21 protein-coding genes and 2 pseudogenes are annotated in these 23263 nt (G+C 72.0%); 14 read left to right on the top strand and 9 right to left on the bottom strand.

Annotation, left to right across the window (positions count from 1 at the left end):
* Nucleotides 1-95 precede the first annotated feature (95 nt).
* The gene (locus ABTZ54_RS03620) at nucleotides 96-767 is read left to right on the top strand and encodes an HD domain-containing protein (protein WP_351656793.1); all 672 of its coding nucleotides are present in this window, start codon (nucleotides 96-98) and stop codon (nucleotides 765-767) included.
* A gap of 4 nt (nucleotides 768-771) precedes the next feature.
* Here ABTZ54_RS03620 and ABTZ54_RS03615 read toward each other — a convergent pair.
* A pseudogene (locus ABTZ54_RS03615) lies at nucleotides 772-1065 on the bottom strand (class I SAM-dependent methyltransferase); the annotation flags it as partial.
* Between ABTZ54_RS03615 and ABTZ54_RS03610 the strand changes: the two are divergent.
* The 4 genes and pseudogenes from ABTZ54_RS03610 to ABTZ54_RS03595 form a co-directional block, all read left to right on the top strand.
* Nucleotides 1063-1254, top strand: a pseudogene (locus ABTZ54_RS03610) (NUDIX hydrolase); the annotation flags it as partial. The pseudogenes ABTZ54_RS03615 and ABTZ54_RS03610 sit on opposite strands and share 3 nt — an antisense overlap.
* On the top strand, nucleotides 1251-1664 hold the full coding sequence (locus tag ABTZ54_RS03605; RefSeq protein WP_351656791.1) for an NUDIX hydrolase: 414 nt from the start codon (nucleotides 1251-1253) through the stop codon (nucleotides 1662-1664). The pseudogene ABTZ54_RS03610 and the gene ABTZ54_RS03605, both read left to right, overlap by 4 nt.
* 155 nt (nucleotides 1665-1819) lie before the next feature.
* A complete protein-coding gene (locus ABTZ54_RS03600; RefSeq protein WP_351657717.1) occupies nucleotides 1820-3022 on the top strand; it encodes a Cmx/CmrA family chloramphenicol efflux MFS transporter in 1203 nt (400 codons plus the stop codon).
* A 29-nt stretch (nucleotides 3023-3051) separates the two neighbouring features.
* A complete protein-coding gene (locus ABTZ54_RS03595) occupies nucleotides 3052-4062 on the top strand; it encodes a hypothetical protein (RefSeq protein WP_351656789.1) in 1011 nt (336 codons plus the stop codon).
* Here the strand turns inward: ABTZ54_RS03595 and ABTZ54_RS03590 are convergent.
* Both ABTZ54_RS03590 and ABTZ54_RS03585 read right to left on the bottom strand, forming a co-directional pair.
* Nucleotides 4050-4337, bottom strand: coding sequence for a DUF4031 domain-containing protein (locus ABTZ54_RS03590; RefSeq protein ID WP_351656787.1), 288 nt, complete (start codon nucleotides 4335-4337; stop codon nucleotides 4050-4052). The two genes, ABTZ54_RS03595 and ABTZ54_RS03590, sit on opposite strands and share 13 nt — an antisense overlap.
* Nucleotides 4334-4690: a DUF8819 family protein gene (locus ABTZ54_RS03585; protein WP_351656785.1), complete on the bottom strand. Its 357-nt coding sequence runs from the start codon at nucleotides 4688-4690 to the stop codon at nucleotides 4334-4336. Before ABTZ54_RS03585 ends, ABTZ54_RS03590 begins: the two co-directional genes overlap by 4 nt.
* 114 nt (nucleotides 4691-4804) lie before the next feature.
* On the opposite strand from ABTZ54_RS03585, the gene ABTZ54_RS03580 reads away from it, so the two are divergent.
* From ABTZ54_RS03580 to ABTZ54_RS03570, 3 genes are read left to right on the top strand one after another with little or no spacing between them, the layout of a single operon-like run.
* Nucleotides 4805-5773 carry a MurR/RpiR family transcriptional regulator gene (locus ABTZ54_RS03580; protein WP_502997175.1) on the top strand — a complete coding sequence of 323 codons (969 nt, stop codon included), beginning with the start codon at nucleotides 4805-4807 and terminating at the stop codon, nucleotides 5771-5773.
* Nucleotides 5774-5792: 19 nt separating this feature from the next.
* Nucleotides 5793-6785 carry an N-acetylmuramic acid 6-phosphate etherase gene (gene murQ / locus ABTZ54_RS03575; RefSeq protein ID WP_351656783.1) on the top strand — a complete coding sequence of 331 codons (993 nt, stop codon included), beginning with the start codon at nucleotides 5793-5795 and terminating at the stop codon, nucleotides 6783-6785.
* A gap of 42 nt (nucleotides 6786-6827) precedes the next feature.
* Nucleotides 6828-8357, top strand: a complete 1530-nt coding sequence (locus tag ABTZ54_RS03570; protein ID WP_351656781.1) for a PTS transporter subunit EIIC — start codon at nucleotides 6828-6830, stop codon at nucleotides 8355-8357.
* 70 nt (nucleotides 8358-8427) lie between these two features.
* Here ABTZ54_RS03570 and ABTZ54_RS03565 read toward each other — a convergent pair whose 3' ends face one another.
* Both ABTZ54_RS03565 and ABTZ54_RS03560 read right to left on the bottom strand, forming a co-directional pair.
* Nucleotides 8428-9915 (bottom strand): alpha/beta hydrolase, encoded by a 1488-nt coding sequence (locus ABTZ54_RS03565; protein ID WP_351656779.1) that lies wholly within the window; start codon nucleotides 9913-9915, stop codon nucleotides 8428-8430.
* A 129-nt stretch (nucleotides 9916-10044) separates the two neighbouring features.
* Nucleotides 10045-10845 (bottom strand): hypothetical protein, encoded by an 801-nt coding sequence (locus ABTZ54_RS03560; RefSeq protein ID WP_351656777.1) that lies wholly within the window; start codon nucleotides 10843-10845, stop codon nucleotides 10045-10047.
* A gap of 68 nt (nucleotides 10846-10913) precedes the next feature.
* Between ABTZ54_RS03560 and ABTZ54_RS03555 the strand changes: the two genes are divergently transcribed.
* From ABTZ54_RS03555 to ABTZ54_RS03540, 4 genes are all read left to right on the top strand, one after another.
* Nucleotides 10914-11876 (top strand): aldo/keto reductase, encoded by a 963-nt coding sequence (locus ABTZ54_RS03555; RefSeq protein WP_351656775.1) that lies wholly within the window; start codon nucleotides 10914-10916, stop codon nucleotides 11874-11876.
* An 11-nt stretch (nucleotides 11877-11887) separates the two neighbouring features.
* On the top strand, nucleotides 11888-12685 hold the full coding sequence (locus ABTZ54_RS03550; RefSeq protein ID WP_351656773.1) for a transporter substrate-binding domain-containing protein: 798 nt from the start codon (nucleotides 11888-11890) through the stop codon (nucleotides 12683-12685).
* A gap of 253 nt (nucleotides 12686-12938) precedes the next feature.
* On the top strand, nucleotides 12939-13700 hold the full coding sequence (locus tag ABTZ54_RS03545; protein WP_351656771.1) for a class I SAM-dependent methyltransferase: 762 nt from the start codon (nucleotides 12939-12941) through the stop codon (nucleotides 13698-13700).
* A gap of 78 nt (nucleotides 13701-13778) precedes the next feature.
* Nucleotides 13779-15914 (top strand): LamG domain-containing protein, encoded by a 2136-nt coding sequence (locus tag ABTZ54_RS03540; RefSeq protein WP_351656769.1) that lies wholly within the window; start codon nucleotides 13779-13781, stop codon nucleotides 15912-15914.
* A gap of 56 nt (nucleotides 15915-15970) precedes the next feature.
* Here ABTZ54_RS03540 and ABTZ54_RS03535 read toward each other — a convergent pair whose 3' ends face one another.
* Nucleotides 15971-16522, bottom strand: coding sequence for a GNAT family N-acetyltransferase (locus ABTZ54_RS03535; protein ID WP_351656767.1), 552 nt, complete (start codon nucleotides 16520-16522; stop codon nucleotides 15971-15973).
* Entirely contained in the window at nucleotides 16519-16989 is a 471-nt protein-coding gene (locus tag ABTZ54_RS03530; RefSeq protein WP_351656765.1) for an SRPBCC family protein, read from the bottom strand. The genes ABTZ54_RS03535 and ABTZ54_RS03530 overlap by 4 nt, the downstream gene beginning before the upstream one ends.
* Nucleotides 16990-17267: 278 nt before the next feature.
* Here ABTZ54_RS03530 and ABTZ54_RS03525 point away from each other — a divergent pair, with 278 nt between their 5' ends.
* Together ABTZ54_RS03525 and ABTZ54_RS03520 are read left to right on the top strand one after the other, a co-directional pair.
* Nucleotides 17268-18917, top strand: coding sequence for a hypothetical protein (locus ABTZ54_RS03525; RefSeq protein ID WP_351656763.1), 1650 nt, complete (start codon nucleotides 17268-17270; stop codon nucleotides 18915-18917).
* Nucleotides 18901-20613, top strand: coding sequence for an Ig-like domain-containing protein (locus ABTZ54_RS03520; protein WP_351656761.1), 1713 nt, complete (start codon nucleotides 18901-18903; stop codon nucleotides 20611-20613). The genes ABTZ54_RS03525 and ABTZ54_RS03520 overlap by 17 nt, the downstream gene beginning before the upstream one ends.
* A gap of 107 nt (nucleotides 20614-20720) precedes the next feature.
* On the opposite strand, the gene groL is transcribed toward ABTZ54_RS03520, so the two are convergent.
* Nucleotides 20721-22343: a chaperonin GroEL gene (gene groL / locus ABTZ54_RS03515; protein WP_351656759.1), complete on the bottom strand. Its 1623-nt coding sequence runs from the start codon at nucleotides 22341-22343 to the stop codon at nucleotides 20721-20723.
* A gap of 336 nt (nucleotides 22344-22679) precedes the next feature.
* On the bottom strand, nucleotides 22680-22886 hold the full coding sequence (locus ABTZ54_RS03510) for a cold-shock protein (RefSeq protein ID WP_351656757.1): 207 nt from the start codon (nucleotides 22884-22886) through the stop codon (nucleotides 22680-22682).
* Nucleotides 22887-23263: the final 377 nt, after the last annotated feature.

Raw genomic sequence — 23263 nt, 5'->3', positions numbered from 1 at the left:
CGAGGTGAAAGCCAAACCGGAACACCCCCCGCCGACACTCGCCCTCCCCAGCGAGGCCCCCACCCCACCCCCACCCGGCACGGCAGAATGCCCCCATGACCACGGATCAGGAGACAGACCGGGAGCGCGACCTGCTCCGCCGCTGGACCTCGACCCTGCTCGCCGCCCGGGCCGGCCGCGAGGGCCCGGACCCCCTGCCGTACGGCCGGAACCTGCTGTCCCGCTGGGCCGAGCCACAGCGCAGGTACCACACCGTCGACCACCTGGCGGCGGTCCTCGACCGCATCGACGAACTGGCCGATCAGGGCGGCGAGGGCGGCGAGTTGGAGCTCGTACGGCTGGCCGCCTGGTTCCACGACGCGGTCTACCGCCCGGACCGCTCGGAGAACGAGGAGCGCTCGGCGAACCTGGCCGAAAGAGCCCTCCACGAAGCGGGCCTGACCCCCCACGAGGTGGCCGAGGTAGCCCGCCTGGTCCGCCTCACCACCACCCACGACCCGGCCCCCGGCGACCTCAACGGCGAGACCCTCTGCGACGCGGACCTGGCGATCCTGGCCAGCTCCCCCGATACCTATACGGGGTATACGAGAGCCGTCCGCGAGGAATACGCCTTCGTCCCCGACCCAGCCTTCCGCCAAGGCCGCACCACCATCCTCACCCACCTCCTCTCCCTCCCCCGCCTCTTCCGCACGCCGTACGGGGCAGCGGTCTGGGAGGAGCGGGCGCGGGGGAACATGGAGCGGGAGTTGGGGGAGTTGGGGGGGTGAGGGGCTACTTCGTGGCAACGACGTAGACGCTGCCCCACCGACGCTTCGGGTTGGCAATGGCCGGGTCGAAGGTCCAGGGTTCGACGGTGGTGAAGCCGGCCTCGGTGAAGAGCTGGACGAGCTTCACGAGGTCGAGCCGCGTGTTGATGTCGCCGCGGCAGTCGCGCTTGGCGTACCAGCGCTCGACCGTCTCCTTGGTGGCGGCTAGAGGACGGCGGTACCGGCGCAGGGCGAAGGCGGCGTCGGGAACGCCGGTGATGAGGTCCTGAAGAGGGATGCCCTCCCGGATGTCCCAAACCGCCTTCACCCCGTGACCGGTGTGCTGTGCGAGTACTTCCTCTGCGAGTACCTGGCCGGCGAGGCCACGAACAGCGACGCGGCCGAGAACATCGACGTCATGTGGGTCCGCAGAAACGCGGTGTCCCGCTTCATCCCCGTCGATACGATCTTCCCACCCATCCTGGCCGTTCTGGAGGAGCAGACATGACGAACCAGAACACGGACGAGCGCCCGGGCATCGCCGCTGCCATCGTCGTGAACGAGGGGCGCGTACTCATGGTGCGCCGGCGCGTCAGCGAGGGACAGCTCTCCTGGCAGTTCCCGGCCGGTGAGGTCGAGCCCGGCGAGTCCCGGGAGGACGCCGCCGTGCGGGAGACCCGGGAGGAGACCGGGCTGACCGTGACGGCTGTGGAGCTGCTCGGCGAGCGTGTCCACCCCAAGACGGGCCGACAGATGTCGTACACCGCGTGCGAGGTGTCGGGCGGTACGGCCCATGTCGCTGACACCGATGAGCTGGCCGAGCTGGCCTGGGTCGCCCATGGCGCGATCGCGGAGTACGTACCGTACGGGCTGTTCGGGCCGGTGCAGGAGTACCTCGACGGCGCCCTGGCGTCCTGAGCGGTCTCGGGCAGGGGCCGGGCGTCCGTCCCGTATCCCGAGACGGTCCCCCGGGGAGGAATGACAGGCACAAACGGCAGGTTGCCCATGTCATGCCGTCAGACTCTCCCGATGCCGAAGTCGTGTCGTCCGCCCCCGCCCCCGCCCCCGCCCGTATGCCCCTCGCCGTCTACATTCTCGGGCTCTCCGTGTTCGCGCTCGGGACGAGTGAGTTCATGTTGTCCGGGCTGTTGCCGCCGATCGCGGAGGACATGGGGGTGTCCATACCTACCGCCGGGCTGCTCATCTCCGCGTTCGCCATCGGGATGGTCGTCGGTGCGCCGTTGCTTGCCGTGGCTACGTTGCGGCTGCCTCGTAAGACCACGCTCGTCGTGCTGATCAGCCTCTTCGGGGTCGGGCAGGTCGCCGGGGCGCTCGCGCCGAACTACTCGGTGCTCTTCGCCTCGCGGGTGGTGAGCGCGCTCGCCTGTGCCGGGTTCTGGGCGGTGGGGGCCGCCGTCGCCATCGCCATGGTGCCGGTCGGGGCTCGGGCGCGGGCCATGGCCGTCATGATCGGGGGGCTGTCGATCGCGAACGTGCTGGGGGTGCCCGCCGGAGCGTTCCTCGGCGAGCATCTCGGGTGGCGGTCCGCCTTCTGGGCCGTCGGGGGCGCCTCCGCCATCGCCCTCGTGGGGGTGCTGATGAAGATCCCTGATCTGCCGTTGCCCGAGGTACGGGCTCGGCTTCGCAGTGAGCTCGTCATCTATCGCGATCGGCAGGTGCTGCTCTCCGTCCTGCTCACCGCGCTCGCCGCGGGTGGGGTCTTCTGCGCCTTCTCCTATCTGGCCCCGCTGCTCACCGACGTCTCCGGGCTCGACGACGGGTGGGTCTCCGGTGTGCTCGCGCTCTTCGGGATCGGCGCTCTCATCGGTACGTACATCGGCGGGCGGGTCGCCGACGCCCACCTCTTCGGCGTGCTGCTCACCGGCATCACCGCCTCCACCGTCTTCCTCGCCGCGCTCGCCCTGCTCGCCGCCAGCCCCGTCGCCACGATCGCGCTGACCTTCCTGCTCGGTGTCTCCTGCTTCTACACGGCGCCCGCCCTCAACGCCCGTATGTTCAACGTCGCCGGCGCCGCCCCCACCCTCGCCGGGGCCACCACCACCGCCGCCTTCAACCTGGGCAACACCGGCGGCCCCTGGCTCGGCGGCACCGTCATCGACGCCGGATACGGCTACGCCTCCCCCGCCTGGGCCGGCGCCGCCATGACCCTGCTCGGCCTCGGCACCGTCGCGCTCTCGCTGAAGCTCCACAAGGGCGCGTCCCGCGTGGTCGCCTCGGGTGCGGCACAGGAGCAGCGAGTCGTATCGTCGCGCTGAACCCAGCCGACGAGAGAGCAGGTCCTCCCGTGCGACTCAGCAGCACCCTCCGCACCGCCGCCGCCGCGGCCGGCGCCCTCGTACTCACCCTCGCGGGCGCGGTGTTCGACGCCGCGCCCGCGAGCGCCGCCTCGACCGGCTTCCCGTACGAGGTGACGCGGAACGCCACCACCTACCTCGACGTGCCCGGCACCGCGATCACCTTCGACTCCACGGCCGGCGAGCGCTCGTTCCTGTGGTCCCGGTACTTCGCCACCGAGCCGGTCGACGCCCTCGCCGCCGGCGACAACATCGGCAACACCTTCGCCATACGCTGCGAAAACGCCGACGGCACGCCCCTGCCCACCGGCACCGAGGCGGGCTCCTACTGGGCCGCCAACCTGGTGCCCCCGGGCGAGACCTCGCTGACCGCCTCCCTGCGCTGGGTGTTCATCGCCCCCGCCGACGGCCGCTACACCTGCACGCTGTCGGTCGTCTCGTACTCCACCATCATCGCGAACGGCCGCACCGTCACCATGCGCGTCCCGGCCGGCGCCGAACTGGCCCGCAAGGTCTACCCCGCCACCTCCCGCTGGACCCTCCTCGCCGGCACCGGCACCACCGTCGCCCGCGCCACCACCGCGTCCACGCTCGGCTCCACGTACACCCCGTCCGCGAGCGACACCGACTTCGTCCTCTACCAGGACGCCGCCCTCTCCACCTGCGTCGCCGGCTCCTCCATCTGCTCCGGCGGCACCACCGCGTACAAGGGCAGCACCGTCGAGACCTGGGTCGAGGCCCAGCCCCGCAACGCCGACGGCGCCCTGTGCGGCCCGGCGCTGCGCGGCCCGGTCTCCCGCTGGAACATCAGCGACGCGAAGCACCACCAGACGACCGCCAACACCTTCCACCTCACCCGCGCCCAGCTCGGCGGCTGCGCCCAGGTCCGTACGACCCTGAAGGTACGGAACGTCGACGGCAATCCGGTCAGGATCCACGACGGGTACGCCTCCGGGACCGTCGCCGCGACCCACGGGGCCGGGATCAGCTACACGGTCTGAGAGCCGTCCTGCGCCGGTCGGCCCTTCGGCCGGCGCAGGCCCGCGTCCGTGAGGCGGCGCAGCAGCTCCTTCGAGCCGACCTCGACCGCGCCCGCCGCCACCGCGTCCGCGTAGCGGTCGGAGGGGATGTCGTAGTGGTCGCCGTCGAAGCCCCGGGTGGGCGCGCCGATCGACGCGGCGAAGGCGTGGAGCTCCTCGAAGGAGACGTCGCTGACCAGGTGGGACCAGACGCGACCGTGGCCCGGCCAGGTGGGCGCGTCGATGTAGAGGGTCACGTAAGGCCGCCCACCGGGGCGACCACCACGCCCTGCTTGCCGCAGACCCAGTGCGGGTCCGGGCCCATCTCCGGCTCGACGTCCAGGGCGTGCGGGTCGCCGGAGGAGCAGACCGGGCAGAGGGGCCAGCGGCCGTAACGTTCCAGCAGGGCGTCCTGGACGTCCTGGGCGACGAGCCCGGCCACGAAGGCGGCGCCCTCCGGCCACTGCTCGACCCACCAGCGGCGGTGGGCGACGGCGTCCTCGACCATCGAGACGACCTCGGCCATGGCGACCTCCCGGGTCACCAGATCGGCCAGAACCAGGGCGCGGGCGGCATGCAGTGCCTGTTCCACGGGGTCGATGTCGTCCATGTTCACATTCTCGCCCCAGGCCCGGCCCCAGGTCACGCGTGGGACCAATGTCCTGCCCGGATACGGGTCCAACGGGGTCTTGACGCTCTCCTTAGCCGAAAATATCTTTCAAGTGTGACCAATGACGTGAAGGAAAGTTTCACCGGCGCCTCCGTGACCGCCTCCGGGACCGCCCCCACGGCCGCCCCGGCGGCCCTCGCGGCCCCGCCCGCCCCCGCCGCCCTCGCGGCCAAGGTGCGCACCCTCGCCCCCTCCATGACCCGCTCCATGCAGCGCGTCGCCGAGGCCGTCGCCGGCGACCCCGCCGGCTGCGCCGCCCTCACGGTCACCGGTCTCGCCGAGCTCACCGGCACCAGCGAGGCGACCGTCGTCCGCACCGCCCGGCTGCTCGGCTACCCCGGCTACCGCGACCTGCGCCTCGCGCTGGCCGGTCTCGCCGCCCAGCAGCAGTCCGGCCGGGCCCCCTCCGTCACCGCCGACATCGCCGTCGACGACCCGGTCGCCGACGTCGTCGCCAAGCTGGCCTACGACGAGCAGCAGACCCTCGCCGACACCGCCGCCGGACTCGACACCGTCCAGCTCGGCGCCGCCGTCGCCGCCCTCGCCACCGCCCGCCGCGTCGACATCTACGGCGTCGGCGCCTCCGGCCTGGTCGCCCAGGACCTCGGCCAGAAGCTGCTCCGCATCGGCCTGATCGCGCACGCCCACAGCGACCCGCACCTGGCCGTCACCAACGCCGTCCAGCTCCGCTCCGGCGACGTCGCCATCGCCATCACCCACTCCGGCTCCACCGGCGACGTCATAGAACCGCTGCGGGTCGCCTTCGACCACGGCGCCACGACGGTCGCGATCACCGGCCGCCCGGACGGCCCGGTCACGCAGTACGCCGACCACGTGCTGACCACCTCCACCGCCCGCGAGAGCGAACTGCGCCCCGCGGCCATGTCGTCCCGCACCAGCCAACTCCTGGTCGTGGACTGTCTGTTCACCTGTGTCACCCAACGTACGTACGAGACGGCGGCCCCTGCCCTCGCGGCCTCGTACGAAGCCCTCGCCCACCGCCACTCCCCCCGCACCCGCTGAATCACGAGAGAGCCGCCCCGTGTCCACCGCATCCACCGCTTCCAGCGCCGCCACCTACTCCGAGCTGCGCGCCCAGCTCGCCACCCTCACCACCGAGGCGTTCCGGCCCGAGCTCGCCGAGATCGACCAGCTCCCGACCGCCGAGCTCGCCGCGCTGATGAACGGCGAGGACCAGTCCGTCCCCGCCGCCGTCGCCAAGCAGCTGCCCTTCATCGCCGCCGCCATCGACGCCACCGCCGCCCGCATGGCCCGCGGCGGCCGGCTGCTCTACCTCGGCGCCGGTACGGCCGGCCGGCTCGGCGTCCTCGACGCCAGCGAGTGCCCGCCCACCTTCAACACCGACCCCTCCGAGGTCGTCGGCCTCATCGCGGGCGGCCCCTCCGCCATGGTGAAGGCCGTCGAGGGCGCCGAGGACTCCAAGGAGCTCGCGGTCCAGGACCTCACGGCGCTCGGGCTGACCCCCGACGACACCGTCGTCGGCATCTCCGCCTCCGGCCGTACCCCGTACGCCATCGGCGCCGTCGAACACGCCCGCTCCCAGGGCGCGTTGACCATCGGCCTGTCCTGCAACGCGGACAGCGCGCTCGCCGCCGCCGCCGAGCACGGCATCGAGGTCGTCACCGGCCCCGAGCTGCTCACCGGCTCCACCCGGCTGAAGGCGGGCACCGCGCAGAAGCTGGTGCTCAACATGATCTCGACGATCACCATGATCCGGCTCGGCAAGACCTACGGGAACCTCATGGTCGACGTCCGCGCCTCCAACGAGAAGCTGCAGGCCCGCTCGCGCCGCATCGTCGCCCTCGCCACCGGCGCGCCGGACGAGCAGATCGAGACCGCGCTCGCCGCCGCCGACGGAGAGGTGAAGACCGCGATCCTGATGATCCTCGCCGACATCGATGCCAAGGCCGCCGACCAGCGCCTGCACGACTCCCGGGGCCACCTGCGGGCCGCTCTGAACCCGACCGCGCCCAGCGCGCCCACCGCCGCCACCACGGCGCCCTCCACCCCGTAACCCCTCGCCGGGCACCCCCTCACAGCAAGGCACGACCGCACCATGAGCACAGACGACAAGAACCGCGCCATCGCCGCCGCGATCCTCCCCCTCGTCGGCGGCGCAGGGAACATCAGCTCCGTGGCCCACTGCATGACCCGCCTCCGGCTGGGTCTGCGGGACCGCTCGCTCGTCCAGGACCAGGCCCTCAAGGCCCTGCCCGCCGTGATGGGCGTGGTGGAGGACGACACGTACCAGGTCGTCCTCGGCCCCGGCACGGTCGCCCGTGTGACCCCCGCCCTCGAGGCCCTGATCGCCGAAACCCCCGCCGCCGAGGTGACGGCCGCCACCTCGGCGGACGACCTCGCCGCCCAGGGCGCGGCGATCAAGGCGGCGCAGAAGGCGAAGAACTCCACCCCGTTCAAGCTCTTCCTGCGCAAGATCGCGAACATCTTCGTCCCGCTGATCCCCGCCCTCATCGGCTGCGGCATCATCGCCGGCCTCAACGGCCTGCTCATCAACCTCGGCTGGCTGCCCGGCATCACCCCCGCGCTCGCCGCCATCGCGAGCGGCTTCATGGCCCTGATCGCGGTCTTCGTCGGCTTCAACACGGCCAAGGAGTTCGGCGGCACGCCGATCCTCGGCGGCGCGGTCGCGTCCATCATCGTCTTCGCGGGCGTCGCCAAGATCGAGGTCTTCGGCCAGCAGCTCTCCCCCGGCCAGGGCGGTGTGCTCGGCGCGCTCGGCGCGGCGGTCCTCGCCGTGTACGTGGAGAAGTGGTGCCGCCGCTGGGTGCCCGAGTCCCTCGACGTCCTCGTCACCCCCACCCTCACCGTCCTGATCTCCGGCCTCGCCACGATCTTCGGCCTGATGTTCGTCGCCGGTGAGATCTCCCAGGGCATCGGCGACTTCGCCACCTGGCTGCTCGCCCACGCGGGCGCCGGCGCCGGCTTCCTCCTCGGCGGCCTCTTCCTCCCGCTGGTGATGCTCGGCCTGCACCAGGCGCTCATCCCCATCCACACCACCCTGATCGAACAGCAGGGCTTCACCGTCCTCCTCCCCATCCTGGCGATGGCGGGCGCGGGCCAGGTCGGCGCGGCCATGGCCGTCTACCGCAAGCTGCCCCGCAACGGCTCGATCCGCCGCACCATCAAGTCCGCCCTCCCCGCCGGCTTCCTCGGCGTCGGCGAGCCCCTGATCTACGGTGTCTCGCTGCCGCTGGGCCGCCCCTTCATCACCGCCTGCATCGGCGGCGCCTTCGGCGGCGGCTTCATCGGCCTCTTCAACATGCTGGGCACCCAGGTCGGCTCCACCGCCATCGGCCCCTCGGGCTGGGCCCTCTTCCCCCTCCTCGACGGCAACAAGGGCCTCGGCGAGACCATCGCGATCTACGCGGGCGGCCTCCTCGTCGGCTACGTGGTGGGCTTCCTGGCCACGTACTTCTTCGGCTTCAGCAAGGAGCTGATCGAGGAGTTCAACGTGGACACGGAGGCGGAGGCGGCCCCCCTGGAGCCCGCCACGACCACCGAGCCGGCCCAGTCGCCGACGCCGGCCCCGGAACCGGCTCCGGCTCCGGCTCCCGCGAAGGTCTGACGACACCTGCATACGTGAGAGGGCTCCCGGTACGCGCGTACCGGGAGCCCTCTCGCGTGCCTGCCCCTTCTCAGCAGGTCACGTCCGTCTCCGGGCGCTCGCCGGTGAGGAGGAAGCGGGTCACCGTGCGGTCGCCGCAGGCGTTGCCGTTGCCGAGGTACATGCCGTGGCCGCCGTGGTCCACGGAGACCAGCCGGGCCTTGGCGCCGAGGGCCGCGCGCATCTTGAGGCCCTCGGAGTGCGGGGTGGCGGGGTCGCGCAGGCTCTGGATCATGAGGATGTTGGAGGGGCCCTGGTCGGTGAGGCGGACGGGCTTCTCGACGGGGCCGCCCTGCCAGAAGGAGCAGGGCGTGATGTTGGCCGGCATGCCCGCCGTCAGGGGGTACGCGGCCCGGTCGGCGGCGACGGCCCGCTCGTACGAGCCGATGGAACCCCGCCACTTCACGTCGTTGCAGATGACGCCGACCGTGACGGCCGCGTCGGAACCCGGCATCGGACCGGCGAGCGCCGGCGGCAGGACGGGCGTCTCGGACGGGGTGCGGGCCTGCTGGACGAGCCGGGCGAAGCCCTCGAACTGCGTGTCCGAGTAGAGCGCCATCTGCAACGCCTGCCGCAGCAGGTTGCCGGTCAGCGGCGCACCCGCCGTGGTCGAGGTCTTCGGCTCCCGGTCGAGGCGGGCGGCCAGGTCGAGGACCACGGCGCGGACGTCCTCGGCGCGTTCGGCGAGCCGCAGCCCGTCCTTCGCCCGGTCCGGGTGCGCGGCCCAGGCGGCGAAGTCGGGGAAGCGGTCCTCGGCGCCCCGCGCCATCCCGCGCAGCCAGCCCTGCGCGACCGTGCGCGGGTTCGGGTCGGCGCTGCTGTCGAGGACCAGCCGGTCGGTGCGGTGCGGGAACTTCTGCGCGTACCGCGCGGTGACGTACGTGCCGTACGAGACGCCCCACACCGACACCTTCTCCTCGCCCAGCGCCGCCCGCAGCCGGTCCAGGTCCCGCACCTGGTTGGCGGTGGTGAGGCTGCGCAGCTCGGCGCCGCCGTTGCGGGCGCAGGCCTCCGCGATACGGCGGGACCGCTCGACGGACGCGTCGATGGAGCCGTCGGCGGCGGGCCAGCTCCGCAGGTTCACCAGCCGCCGGTCGTCGTCCGCGAGCCCGCAGTCCGCCTTCATGCTGCCGCCGACCCCGCGCGGATCGAACGCCACCAGGTCGTACGCGCCGCCCAGTTGCTCCCCGAGCGCCGCGCCCTTGGCGCTCAGCCGCTGCACACCGGAGCCGCCGGGCCCGCCGGGCACCACGAGGAGGACCCCGCGCCGCGCCTCGGGCCGTCCGCTGAGGATCCGGGACACCTCCAGCGGGACCTGACGGCCCTGCGGATCCGCGTAATCGAGCGGTACGGAGAGGGTGGCGCACTCCTGCCCGAGACCGGCCGGGCCGCACTTGTGCCAGGCGAGGGCGGGGGCGGAGGCGGGTACGGAGGGCGCGGGGGGCGTGGCCGTCGCCGGGGCGGTGAGGGCGGCGGAGGAGAGGGCGAGGGTGAGGGCGAGAGCGGCGGAAGTCGTCATGGGGGAAGCATGGTTGAGTGTGCGTCAGCTCCCCATCCGGCAGGCATGCGCGTGGGGGGTGGGGGTAGCCCCCGCCGCTCAGTCGCCCCAGTCGCCCCAGTCGCCCCTCAATCGGCCCTCAGTCGGCCCTCAGTCGGACGAGGACGTCCCCGGGATCTGCGTGCCCACGTAGTTCACCGGCGCGATCAGGATCCACAGCAGCGCCCCGCCCATGAGCAGCGCCGACCAGCCCGAGTACCAGCCGGCCAGCCACGGTGCCGCGAGCAGGAACGGGACGGCGTAGCGGCGCAGGCGGCGGACGGCTCCGGGTACCGTCCAGCACTCCTCGTCCGTGTCCACCAGGCCGAAGGCCAGGCCGCCGATGATCCCGCCCATGATCCCGGTGAGCAGCAGCGCGAAGGCGGTGGTGCCCCAGGCGGTCAGCTCCGGCAGGCCGCCCTCGTCGCCCGCCGCGGCCGCCAGGGCGGCGGCCAGCGCGCCGATCGGTACGCACATCGACACCATGTGCAGCAGCCGCGTCCAGTCCCACAGCCAGTCCGGCGGCCCGACCAGGGCGTCGGGCAGCAGGCCGGTCGCGGGCGGCGGGCCGCTGCCCGCGTCGGCGATCACCCCGGCCCGCACCCACCGCGTCGCCCGGGCGAGGACCGTCACCCACAGCACCCCGCAGCCCAGCGCCACCGCGCCCACGGCGAGCGCCCGCCGCTGCCCCGCCGTGCCTGGGTCCCACCACAGCAGCAGCACGGCGGCGTGACCGAGCAGGACGGCGGCGGCCGCCGACAGCCGGGCGCCCCGGAGGAAGCGCCGCGCGGTCCGTTCGGCACGCTCCCCGTCGGCGTGCAGCCGCCGGACCTCCCCCAGCCGCACCGGTCTGCCCCGCCCCCGTACGCGATACGCCGCCATGCCCTGGTCCCCCTTGTTCTTCACGATCACGTCGGACGCAGCGTACGGCCGGGGAAGGCGCGTGACGCGGGCCGGTCCGGCGGGAGATCATCCCGGCCATGACCGCAGACCAGATGACCCCCGCGCCCCCCGCTTCCGCTCCCTCCGCCGCCGCTTCCGGCACCTGGACGCTCGGTGACCTCACCGTCCGCCGCATCGGCTTCGGCGCAATGCGGCTGCCGCAGACCGGCCCGGCGCTCGTCGAGGACACCGTGCCCCGGGACCGGGCCCAGGCGATGGCGGTGCTGCGCAAGGCGATTGATCTCGGCGTCAACCACATAGACACCGCCGCTTTCTACTTCTCGCGGCTGCGCTCCGCCAACGAACTCATCAACAGCGCGCTCGCCGGCCCCTCGGGCGGCTACCCCGACGACCTCGTCATCGCGACCAAGGTCGGCCCCGCGCGGGACACGTCCGGCGCCTGGACCGACCACGGCCGCACCCCGGCGGCCCTGCGCGCCCAGGTCGAGGAGAACCTGCGCCAGCTCGGCCGCGACCACCTCGACGTCGTCAACCTCCGGGTCCTCGGCGCCGACTCGGTCGCCGAACGCTTCGGCGCCCTGGCCGAACTCCGCGAGGCCGGTCTCATCCGCCACCTCGGCGTCTCGAACGTCACGCCCGAGCAGCTGGAGGAGGCGCGGGGGATCGCGCCCGTGGTGTGCGTGCAGAACATGTACGGGATCGGAGTGCGCCCGGAGTACGCGGAGTTCGTGCGCCACTGCGGCGAGCAGGGCATCGCGTTCGTGCCCTTCTACTCGATCGCCGGGGCGGGCCGGGAAGGGGGCGCGACGGCCGCGTCGGAACCGGCGGCGATCCTGGCCGTGGCCCGCGAGCACGGGGCGACCCCGGCCCAGGTCCGCCTCGCCTGGACCCTCCACCAGGGCCCCCACCTGCTCGCCATCCCCGGCACGGGCGACCTCGGCCATCTGGCGGCCAATGTGGCGGCGGGCGCGCTGAAGCTGACCGAGCGGGACCTGACCCGCCTGGCCGAGGCCCACGAGTCCCCGACCGCGTCCGCCTAGACTCCGGCCCCATGAAGCCCGCGACCCCCGCAACACCCGAAGCCTCCGAAGCCCCCGTGCCCGCCGAGGCCTCCGCGCCCGCCCCGCCGCCCGAGGCCTCCGTCGTCGTCTCCGACCTGGCCCCGACCGGCACCCTGCGCGCCTCGATCAACCTCGGCAACCCGGTCCTGGCCCAGGGCACCCCGGACGCCCCGGCCGGCATCACCGTGGACCTCGCCCGCGAGATCGGCGCCCGGCTCGGCGTACCGGTGGAGCTGCTCTGCTTCGACGCGGCGCGCAAGTCGTACGAGGCGATGGCGACCGGCCGGGCCGACCTCTGCTTCCTCGCCGTCGAGCCGGCGCGGGAGGCTGAGGTCGCGTTCACGGCCCCGTACGTCGTCATCGAGGGCGTGTACGCGGTGCCGCGCGACTCCGCCCTGACGCGCCCCGAGGAGGTGGACGCCCCGGGCGTCCGCATCGGCGTGAAGGCGGGCTCCGCGTACGACCTGTACCTCACCCGCACCCTGCGTCACGCGGAGCTGGTGCGCGGCGAGGAGGGCGTCGACACGTTCGCGGCGCAGGGCCTGGAGGCGGGCGCGGGCATCCGCCAGCCGATGACGGCGTACGCGGCCGCCCACCCGGAGGTCCGCCTCGTCGAACCCCGCTTCATGCAGATCCGGCAGGCCGTGGGCACGCCGGTGACCCGCTCCCCGGAGACGGTCGCGTTCCTCCGCGCGACGATCGAGGAGCTGAAGGCGGACGGCTTCGTGACGGCGTCCCTGGAACGGGCGGGCCAGGACCCGGGCCTGCTGGCGGACCTGACGGAGTAGGGGCCCCCGCGAGCAGGCCCCCGCGAACCCGTCCGAAAACCGCCCCCAGCCCCTCCCGAGAACCCCCCGGGACGCCCCGCGAACCCCCCTCCAGGCCCCTGCCCCACCCCCCGGAGGGGGCCCGGACCCACCACCCCTCCCTACCCCCCTCCACACCCCGCACAGCCCTCCCCACCCCCCACCCCCACACCCCCTGACCTGCCCTTTCTCCCCCAACTCCCCTACCGTTTCCCTGACACGGAAGGGGCACCACATGGACCGCACGACCCGCACCGCCGACGACGTCCTCCACCTCCTGGACGGCCTGTTCGCGCAGGACGCCGACAAGTGGCAGGGGTTCTACGACGACCGTTCCCGGCCGGTCCCGTTCTTCGTGCCGAAGCCGGACGAGAACCTCGTCGGCTATCTCGACGACGGCCTCATCACCCCCGCCGGCCGCGCCCTGGACCTCGGCTGCGGCCCCGGGCGCAACGCGCTGCACCTCGCCGAACGGGGCTTCCGGGTCGACGCGGTGGATCTCTCGCCCGGCGCGCTCGACTGGGCCCGCGAACGCGCCGAGGAGGCCGGCCGGGACATCCGCTTCCTCCACGGCGACGCGTTCTCCCCCGCCCTGGAGGCCGCGCTCGACGGGCCGTACGACCTGATCTACGACTCGGGCTGCTTCCACCACCTCGCGCCCCACCGCCGCGTCACCTACCTCGACTTCCTCACCCGCCACCTCGCCCCCGGCGGCCACTTCGCCCTCACCTGCTTCGCCGCGGGCCCCGGCGGCATGGGCTCCGAACTCCCCGACCCCGCCTTCTACCGCGACCGCACCCTCCACGGCGGCCTCGCCTACACCCCCGATGCCCTCCACGCCCTCTTCACCGGCCCCGACACCTTCGAGCCCATCACCCTCCGCCGCATGCACGACGAGCCCGCCACCTCCCCCCACTTCGGCGAGCCCTTCCTGTGGACGGGCCTCTTCCGCCGCCCCGCCGAAAACCCGGTCGGCAACGTCAGTGGGCGCTGTTAGCCTCCTGGCCTTCGAGCCGCCTTAGAAAGCGCGTTCGCCCGTGCGGAGACGCACACCAAAGGGGAGGGAAACACACCTATGTCAGGACGATTCAGAAAACGGGGGCTGCTGCTCGGCAGTTGCCTCGCGGCGGTCGTGGGGGCGACCGCGGTGCCCGGCACGGCGTACGCGGCGGGGAACCTGCCGCCGAAGCAGCCGCTCATCAGCGATCTGCAGACCCTGGGCCGGCCGTGCGCGACCGGCGCCGACGTGCCGTACGTCGGTCAGCCGCCGAGGCTCAGCGCCCTGCTGTCCGACCCGGTCGAGGACGACGTCCCCGGCAACCAGGAGCAGGTCTCCGGCGAGTTCGAGCTCTCGTGGACGGACGCGGCCGGCGTCGAGCGGCACCGCTCCTTCACCACCTACCCGCGGTTCACGAACCGGACCCACACCCTTGACCTGCCGGCCGACATCCCGGCCGACACGGTCATCTCCTGGCGCGTGCGCGGAAACGACGGCACCGCCAACGGCGCGTGGAGCTCCGACGCCCCGGGCGCCGCCTGCCGGTTCGTGTACGACAACGCGAGCCCCTCGGTCCCGGCCGTGACCTCGCCCGAGTACCCGGACTCCCAGAGGGAGTACGGCGGCGTGGGCGACTACGGCAGCTTCGTCGTGGACTCCCCGTCGCCGGACGTGGTCGCCTACCAGTACGACTTCATGGGCGGCCCGCGTCTCACCGTCCGCCCCACCGAGCCCGGTGGCCCCGCCACCATCCGCCGGCTCGCGCTCAGCTCCGGCCCCGATACCCTGAGCGTCCAGTCCGTCGACCGCGCCGGGCGGGTCAGCGCATCCACCACGTACTACTTCCGCGTGAAGTCCGGCCGTACGCCCGTCGCCCACTGGAAGCTGGCCGACCCCGCGGGCGCCACCAGCGCCGCCGCCGAGGCGGGAACGGCCGCCGCGGCCGGGACGGGAGTGGCCTTCGGTGGTCCGGCGCCCTCCGGCACCGGACTCGCCTCCACCGCCGTCCTCGACGGCAGCGCCCACGGCTTCCTGACGCCGAACGCCCCGGCGGCCGACCCGCGCAAGACCTTCGCCGTCGGCGCCTGGGTGCGCCCGGCGCAGACCGACCGGTCCATGACCGTCGCCAGCCAGGACACGGCAGAGAGTGCCGCCTTCGCCCTCGGACTCCAGGGCAAGGACTCGGGAGCGAGCTGGACCTTCACCATCGGTGACGCGAAGGTCTCCGGCGGCGCGCCGGAAGCCGGCGAGTGGGCCCACCTGCTCGGTGTCTACGACGCCGAGACCGGCCAGGCACAGCTCTTCGTCAACGGCCGCGAGGTCGGCACGAAGGCCGAGGCCGCCCCGGTGGAGTCGGCCGGGGCGTTCCAGATCGGCCGGATCCGGTCGAAGAACGGCTACCAGGACCGCTGGATCGGCGAGATCGGCGACGTGCGGGTCCACGACCGGGTCGTCGTCGCCGACGAGGCGTCCCGGCTCGCCTACCGCAAGCCGCGGCTCCTCGGACACTGGTCGTTCGACACCGTGACCGACGGTGCGAGCCCGGAGCGGAACGGCGGCGCGCCCCTGCGGCTGGCGCCGGGGGCCTCGCTCTACCGCGGCCCCGACAGCTCCTGCGAGATCGACCCCAGCTGCCCGTGGCAGCCGTACCCGCTGGTGGGTGCCGCGAACCTGCGGCTGGACGGCGAGGGCGGGCACGCGCTCACCGACGGGCCCGTCGTGGACACCGGCGACAGCTGGACCCTGGGCGTGGTCGCCCGCATCGACGATGCCGACGCGACCCGGCCGATGACCGTCCTCTCCCAGGCCGGCGAGCACACCGACGCGTTCAAGCTGCGCTACGACCCGGAGACCTACGCGTACCAGCTGGTCGTGCCCGAGCGGGACGAGGTGGGCGCACCCGAGAAGGTCGTCTCCTCGGTCACCGGCCCGTCGGGCAACAACGGGCAGCTCCAGCTGACCATCGTCTACGACGACGCGGCCGACACCCTCACGCTGTACGCCGACGGCATCAAGCAGGTGCAGGCGAGCACCACCCTGCCCAACGGCTGGAAGAGCGGCGGCGCCCTCCAGGTCGGCCGCGGTCACACCGCCGACGGCTGGGGCGAGTACCTGAAGGGCGACGTGGACGAGATCCAGGCGTTCGCGGGCGCGGTCCGGGCGAGCGACGTCCCGATGCTGGGCCAGGAAGGCGACCCCTGCCTCTGCGGCTAGGTCGTGTCAGGGAGGGGCGGGTGGCGAGCGCCGCCCGCCCCTCCCGGGCGCTCGCTTCACCCCTCGGCGTCCCCCGCCACCCGCCCGTACATCACCATGTCCCGCCGCACCCCCCCGATCTCCTGCCACCCCCGCAGCACCCCCTCCCGTACGAACCCGGCGTGTTCGGCCGTGCGGGCGGAGGCCGTGTTCCAGGGTTCTACGAGGAGTTGGAGGCGGGGGACGTGGAGGGTGGTGAGGGCCCAGGTGGTGAGGGTCGTGAGGGCTCGGGTGGCTGTGCCGTTGCCTCGGGCGGTCGGGGAGAGCCAGTAGCCGATGTTCGCGCGGCCCTCGGGGAGGTCGTGGAGCCAGAGGCCGATCGTGCCGAGGGGGCGGGCGTCCGAGGTGCGGGTGATGACGAAGGGGTAGCCCGCGCCCGACTGCGCGCGGGCCCACTGGCGGCGGAGGAACGCCTCGCCCTCCGCCTCGGACCAGACCGGCGGGACGGTCGAGATCAGCGGGATGTACGGGTCGGCCGACGCCTCGCGGACCAGCGGCAGGTCCGCCGGCTCCCAGGGGCGCAGCAGCAGACCGTCCGCCCGCAGCCGCGGGACCTCCAGGGCGGTCACATCGTGCGGAGGTGGTCGGCCAGCCGGTCGTACTGCTCCTTCACCCCCGCTTCCATGCCCGCGGCCAGCGCCTGGTCCCGGATCTCCGTGGACGGCCAGAAGGACGTGCTGGTCAGGGCCGTGCCGCCGTCGGGGGTCGCGTCGAAGGCGAGGACGACACGGACCGGGTCGCCGCCGGGCATCTGCTCGAAGACCTCCGAGTAGACGATGCGCTCGGCCGGGACGATCTCCTCGTAGGTGCCGGAGAAGACGATCTCCTGGCCGTCGGGGGCCCGCTGGCCCCAGCGCCACGCGCCGCCCGGCCGCAGGTCGATCTCGCAGACCGCCATGGTCAGCCCGGAGACGCCGTACCAGGCGCGGACGTGCTCAGGACGCGTCCAGGCCTCCCAGACACGCCGGACGGGCGCCGCGAACGTACGGGTGATGACGAGCTCGCGTTCCGCCGGTGTGGTGAGGAGGGTGATCATCGCCGGCTCCCGTCTTCGCACGTCTTCGCACGTCTTCGCACGTCACGGGCCGTGCCGCCCACGGCGGCCGCCGCCGCCCCCGGCGTCCTCCATCCAGCATCGTACGGACGAACTCTCCCTGCAAACAGGGACGAACCCGCGACGAACGCGTAATCGAGTGAACATGTTCAACCGTGAAGCGCTATCGTGCTCACACGCGGCCCGCGATATCGAACGCGCCGCCTTCCGACCTGTGGGGGGTCCTTCAGATGCGCTCAACGCGCACGCTGCCGCATGCCTTGGTACGTGCGGCAACCGTTTTCGCTCTCTCGGCGGGCGTCGCCCTGCCGACCATCGTCGCGGCACCGACCGCGTACGCGGCGACCGTCACGCGCACCACCACCGAGGACGACGGCCGGCTCAGCCTCGGGCTGCCCGGCAACGCCCTCTGGGTGAAGGTGAGCGTCCTCGCCTCCAACGCCCCGGACGCCGCCGTGCTCGCCACGACGGACGAGCTGACCTCGACGGGCTACAACGCCTGGACCACCGACGCGGCGATCAAGCTCCCCGAAGGCACCGTCTTCGGGGACTACCCGCTCGCCGTCGAGTACCGGATGCCCGGCGGTGTCGTCGAGCGCTGGACCGGCGGTTCCTTCGGCTACAAGCTGCACACCGGTGTCTCCACGGCCGCCTTCGACCGTAAGACCACCAGCTACGACGAGCGGAACGTCGTCCTCAACGGCACCGCCACCACCTGGAACCCGGCCACGGGCGAGCGCACTCCCGCCGCCGCCGGCACCACGGTCACCGTCACGCTGAACCTGCGCGACGCGTACTCCACGCCGCGGACGACGACCGCCCAGGTCACCACGGCGGCCGACGGCGCCTTCTCGCTGCCGGTCACCCCGGACGCGGAGATCACCGGCGGCTCGGCCGTCGTCTCCGCCGCCACCGACGTCGACCCCGACAACGCGCGCCCGCTGTCCGGCGTGGGCGTCGAGAAGCTGACGTACCGCATCACCTCGGACACCAGCCGGTACCGCGTCAACGCGAACACCGACGTCACCGTCACCGGCCGCGTCGAGCGCCTGACGGCCGACGGCTGGAAGGGCTTCACCGGCGCCCCGGTCATCTCCACCGGCACCGAGCCGCTCAGCTACGGCAACGGCGTGGTCGACCAGATCGGCGCCAGCACGACGTACGCCGACGGCTACTTCTCGCACCTGGCCCGGGTCCAGTACGCGACGACCGGCATCTACACCGGTCTGCGTCCCTCCGTGTACTACGGCAAGGGCAACGACCGGCCGTACGACATCGCCGCCATCGCCGTGCCGCAGCACTTCTGGTACTCCGAGGCGCGGATGACCCTGGACGAGTTCGGCCGCCTCACCGCGACCGGCCGCCTGGCCACCAACGCGTCGGTGTCCTGCTACGACAAGGTCGACTGGGTCGCCCTCCAGGTCTCCCTGGACAACGGCCGCACCTGGCGCAACATGAAGTCGCAGGCCACCCAGTACTGCAGCTTCTACCAGTTCGAGACGTGGGGCTACGACAACGCCCTCTACCGGATCTACCACCCGGAGACGGACCGTTTCATCGCCCGCACGGGCACCCCGGTCCGACTGGCCCGTACGCCCACCCGGATCGTCAACGTCTCCATCACCCCGTCCCGGCCCCGCACCGGCGCCACGATGACCGTCAAGGGTCTCGTGCAGCAGAAGGTCGGCGGCGTCTGGAAGGCCATGCCCGGCGCGAAGGTCACGCTGGTGTTCAAGCCCAAGGGCGACCCGAACTGGTACTGGACCAAGAAGGACATCCCGACCAGCACGACCGGCAACTTCAGCTTCCGTGACACCAACTACGGTGACGGCACCTGGGCGCTGGTCCTCCAGTCCAAGAACGGTTTCTTCTACAGCGAGTCGAGGACCATCTATGTCGACGCGATCTGACCTCCGACGGTCCGACCTGCGCCGGTCCGACCTGCGCCGGCTCTCCGCCGTAGCCCTCGTCACGGCGCTCACCCTGGGCGCCGCGGCCACCCCCGCCCTCGCGGAGGAGCCCGCCCCGACGCCCACCCCGGTGGGCATCGGCCGGGCCGTCACCCAGGACAACCAGCGCGGCAACTTCCGCGTGACCGCGTGGACGGACGCCCCGCAGGCCACCGTCTCCAAGGTCTCCGCCAAGGTCCGCCAGGGCGACACCGTCCTCGCCGACATCCCGGAGCTCCTCCAGTCCACCCCGGGCACCTTCACGCTGCCCGCGGACGCCACGCTCAAGCTGACCGAGGACCAGGGCACCATCCCGGCGCTCGGCACGTACGCGATCGACGTCACCGCCACCGACTCGCTCGGCAACACGGTGACCCGCGCCGACGCCGGCACGCTGGACTTCACCCTGCGTCCGCTGCTCACCTTCGCGGTCGGCAAGCCCGGCTGGAACGACCGGTTCATCCGCCCGCAGGGCAAGCTGACCGGCATCCAGCCCGGCTCCGGCGACGAAGTGCCGCTGACCGGCCGCTCGGTCTCGTACCAGCGCGCCACCCCGGAGGAGGGCCCGGCCGACTCGGCCGTCACCACGGACACCGGCGAGTTCGCCGGCGCCCCGATCCCGGCGACCCGCGCCTACGAGTCGTACAAGGCCACGTTCACCGAGAACAGCTCCGAGGTCCACGGCTCCGCCTCCGACTGGCGCTACTTCAGCGAGTGGCAGGCCCGGAAGATGACGGTCACCGCCACCGCCGACAAGACGCGCGCGGTGACCGGCGAGGTCGTCACCATCACCGGCAAGGTCACCGACCCGGACAACGGCGGGGCCCCGCTCGCGGACCAGCCGGTCAAGGTCACCCTCGGCGCGCCGCACGACTACTACCACGAGGCCACCCCGTTCCCGCAGATCGTGCGGACCGACGCGGACGGCAACTACACGGCGAAGCTGGTCGCCGCCGCGGGCCCCAACGCCTCCGGCTGGACCGTCGAGTCGGCGGACCTCTTCCAGGCCTTCTCGTCGATCCAGGGCACGCTCGTCATGCCCCTCGACACGCGCACCACGACCGTGGGCTACTCGCTCGGGCCGGACGCGCGTCTCAAGGTGTACGGGCAGCTGCGCTCCCCGTACGAGCGCTGGTCGGGTTCGTCGTCCTACGAGACGGTGCTCCTGGAGCAGTCGCCCGACGGCAGGACCGGCTGGAAGAAGATCGGTTCGACCGGCTTCTACTCCAGCACCCGCGCCTCCTTCGGCATGGCCGTGTGGAACAAGGGCGGCTACTTCCGGCTGCGGCACCTCACGTCGGACTACTACGCGGAGTCCGTCAGCTCCCCGTTCCGCGTGGTCCGCGCCGAGACCCGGATCCTGAACGTCAACGCGGCCCCCGAGCCGGTCCGCAAGGGCTCGACGGTGACCGTGACGGGCACGCTCCAGCACAACGTGGCCGGCTGGAAGCCGCTGGCCTACAAGCAGCTCCAGCTGCAGTTCCGTGCCAAGGGCAGCTCGAAGTGGATCACGGTCGCCAAGGGCAACACCGCCCCCAACGGCAACATCGCGCTGAAGCACAAGGCGACGGTCGACGGCGTGTACAACCTCGTCTACGTGGCCGACTCCGCGCACTTCCAGGCGTCGGGTGTGGCGGACTACGTCGACGTCCGCTGACGCTGTAGTACCCGGCAACGACTGAAGGGCGGCACCCCCTGGGGGGTGCCGCCCTTCGGCGTTCAGCGATGAACCGCCGATCCTTCAGGCGCCGCGCGCCGCGAGGATCAGAAGTCCATGTCACCGCCCGGCATGCCGCCGCCGGCCGGCGCGGACGCCTTCTCCGGCTTGTCGGCGATGACGGCCTCGGTGGTGAGGAACAGCGCCGCGATGGAGGCCGCGTTCTGCAGAGCGGAACGGGTCACCTTCGCCGGGTCGATGATGCCCTCGGCGATCATGTCGACGTACTCACCGGTCGCGGCGTTCAGGCCGTGGCCGACGGGGAGGTTGCGCACCTTCTCGACGACGACGCCACCCTCGAGACCACCGTTGACGGCGATCTGCTTGAGCGGGGCCTCCAGGGCCAGCTTGACGGCGTTGGCACCGGTGGCCTCGTCGCCGTCCAGCTCCAGCTTCTCGAAGACCGCGGAGGCCTGGAGGAGCGCGACGCCGCCACCGGCGACGATGCCCTCCTCGACGGCCGCCTTCGCGTTGCGAACGGCGTCCTCGATGCGGTGCTTGCGCTCCTTGAGCTCGACCTCGGTCGCGGCGCCGGCCTTGATGACGGCCACGCCGCCGGCCAGCTTCGCGAGGCGCTCCTGGAGCTTCTCGCGGTCGTAGTCCGAGTCGCTGTTCTCGATCTCGGCACGGATCTGGTTCACGCGGCCGGCGACCTGCTCCGACTCGCCCGAGCCGTCGACGATCGTCGTCTCGTCCTTGGTGATGACGACCTTGCGGGCACGGCCCAGCAGGTCGAGACCCGCGTTCTCCAGCTTGAGGCCGACCTCCTCGGAGATGACCGTGCCGCCGGTGAGGATGGCGATGTCGTTCAGCATGGCCTTGCGGCGGTCGCCGAAGCCCGGGGCCTTGACGGCGACGGACTTGAAGGTGCCACGGATCTTGTTGACGACCAGCGTGGACAGGGCCTCGCCCTCGACGTCCTCGGCGATGATCAGCAGCGGCTTGCCCGACTGCATGACCTTCTCCAGGAGCGGGAGCAGGTCCTTCACGGAGGAGATCTTGGAGTTGACGATCAGGATGTACGGGTCATCCAGGGCCGCCTCCATGCGCTCCATGTCGGTCGCGAAGTACGCCGAGATGTAGCCCTTGTCGAAGCGCATGCCCTCGGTGAGCTCAAGCTCGAGACCGAAGGTCTGCGACTCCTCGACGGTGATGACGCCTTCCTTGCCGACCTTGTCCATCGCCTCGGCGATGAGCTCGCCGATCTGGGTGTCGGCGGCGGAGATGGAGGCCGTGGAAGCGATCTGCTCCTTGGTCTCGACATCCTTCGCCTGCTCAAGCAGGGCGCCGGAGACGGCCTCGACGGCCTTCTCGATGCCGCGCTTGAGGGCCATCGGGTTGGCACCGGCGGCCACGTTGCGCAGGCCCTCGCGGACGAGCGCCTGGGCGAGGACGGTGGCGGTGGTCGTACCGTCGCCGGCGACGTCGTCCGTCTTCTTGGCGACTTCCTTGACCAGCTCGGCGCCGATCTTCTCGTACGGGTCCTCGAGCTCGATCTCCTTGGCGATGGAGACACCATCGTTGGTGATCGTGGGGGCGCCCCACTTCTTCTCGAGGACGACGTTGCGGCCCTTGGGGCCGAGGGTGACCTTGACGGCGTCAGCGAGCTGGTTCATGCCGCGCTCGAGACCGCGCCGGGCCTCCTCGTCGAACGCGATGATCTTGGCCATGTGAAGTGGTCCTCCCGGACTGGGGTGGATAACGCTCCTGGACCGCGCCGACGCCCGCGACGGACGGCCCCCGAGCCCTGTGGTTCCTTGCCCCACCTGGCCGCGGGCCTCGTCTGCCCGATCCTCGATTAAGCACTCTCACCTTCAGAGTGCTAACGCCAATGATTAGCACTCGCCCCATGCGAGTGCAAGCGACTACCGAGGATCGGTCACCCCTGGGAGCGCCCAGGAGGCACGAGCCGGGCGCACGAGCCGGGCGCACATGACGAGGGGCCCGCATCCGGTCTGGATGCGGGCCCCTCGACGGAGGTGCGTCGGTGGCCGATCGCGCCGCGCTCAGGCGCCGGCGAGCTTGACCATGTCCGCCTGCGGACCCTTCTGGCCCTGCGAGATCTCGAACTCGACCCGCTGCCCCTCTTCGAGGCTGCGGTAGCCGTCCATCTGGATCGCGCTGTAGTGGACGAAAACATCCGCACCACCGTCGACCGCGATGAAGCCGTAGCCCTTCTCCGCGTTGAACCACTTGACGGTGCCCTGAGCCATGCCTAACTCCCCTATTACTGGCCCTTGCGCGGGACCGCACTTCGCGGACCCGGGTCAGACCCTGCGCCGGAACGCGTCGACCGCCGCTGAATGTATCTGCCCAACTGCCCTCTGCAACAGGTCAATCGGACGAGAATTCTGGGCAGCCAGGAAAGGCGAATTGGGGAGATTCCCTTGAATTCCGGGTCAAGTCGGGCCGGGCAAAGCACGCAGAAGGTACACAAGGCACGGGCGCTTTGGCTACTTCTTGCCGTGCGGGGGCGCATTCTCATATGCGTCTGACACGAGCAGCGGCGGGGACTTCCCCAACTCTATCGCGCTCAACCATGCAGAATTGCCCCTTCCGCTTCTTCTCGCGGAAGGGGCAATTCAGGTGA

This window comes from Streptomyces sp. NPDC094032 (genome assembly GCF_040303965.1).
Taxonomy (GTDB): Bacteria; Actinomycetota; Actinomycetes; order Streptomycetales; family Streptomycetaceae; genus Streptomyces.
The sequence above is the reverse complement of the archived record's forward strand: the minus strand, read 5'-3'. Positions and strand labels throughout refer to the sequence as shown.

Bases quoted from the DNA above. Each gene is read 5' to 3' on its own strand.
- ABTZ54_RS03620 (WP_351656793.1), top strand. From the start codon at position 96: ATGACCACGGATCAGGAGACAGACCGGGAGCGCGACCTGCTCCGCCGC.
- ABTZ54_RS03605 (WP_351656791.1), top strand. From the start codon at position 1,251: ATGACGAACCAGAACACGGACGAGCGCCCGGGCATCGCCGCTGCCATC.
- ABTZ54_RS03600 (WP_351657717.1), top strand. From the start codon at position 1,820: ATGCCCCTCGCCGTCTACATTCTCGGGCTCTCCGTGTTCGCGCTCGGG.
- ABTZ54_RS03585 (WP_351656785.1), bottom strand. From the start codon at position 4,690: ATGGACGACATCGACCCCGTGGAACAGGCACTGCATGCCGCCCGCGCC.
- ABTZ54_RS03570 (WP_351656781.1), top strand. From the start codon at position 6,828: ATGAGCACAGACGACAAGAACCGCGCCATCGCCGCCGCGATCCTCCCC.
- ABTZ54_RS03565 (WP_351656779.1), bottom strand. From the start codon at position 9,915: ATGACGACTTCCGCCGCTCTCGCCCTCACCCTCGCCCTCTCCTCCGCC.
- ABTZ54_RS03555 (WP_351656775.1), top strand. From the start codon at position 10,914: ATGACCGCAGACCAGATGACCCCCGCGCCCCCCGCTTCCGCTCCCTCC.
- ABTZ54_RS03550 (WP_351656773.1), top strand. From the start codon at position 11,888: ATGAAGCCCGCGACCCCCGCAACACCCGAAGCCTCCGAAGCCCCCGTG.
- ABTZ54_RS03545 (WP_351656771.1), top strand. From the start codon at position 12,939: ATGGACCGCACGACCCGCACCGCCGACGACGTCCTCCACCTCCTGGAC.
- ABTZ54_RS03540 (WP_351656769.1), top strand. From the start codon at position 13,779: ATGTCAGGACGATTCAGAAAACGGGGGCTGCTGCTCGGCAGTTGCCTC.
- ABTZ54_RS03530 (WP_351656765.1), bottom strand. From the start codon at position 16,989: ATGATCACCCTCCTCACCACACCGGCGGAACGCGAGCTCGTCATCACC.
- ABTZ54_RS03520 (WP_351656761.1), top strand. From the start codon at position 18,901: ATGTCGACGCGATCTGACCTCCGACGGTCCGACCTGCGCCGGTCCGAC.
- groL (WP_351656759.1), bottom strand. From the start codon at position 22,343: ATGGCCAAGATCATCGCGTTCGACGAGGAGGCCCGGCGCGGTCTCGAG.
- ABTZ54_RS03510 (WP_351656757.1), bottom strand. From the start codon at position 22,886: ATGGCTCAGGGCACCGTCAAGTGGTTCAACGCGGAGAAGGGCTACGGC.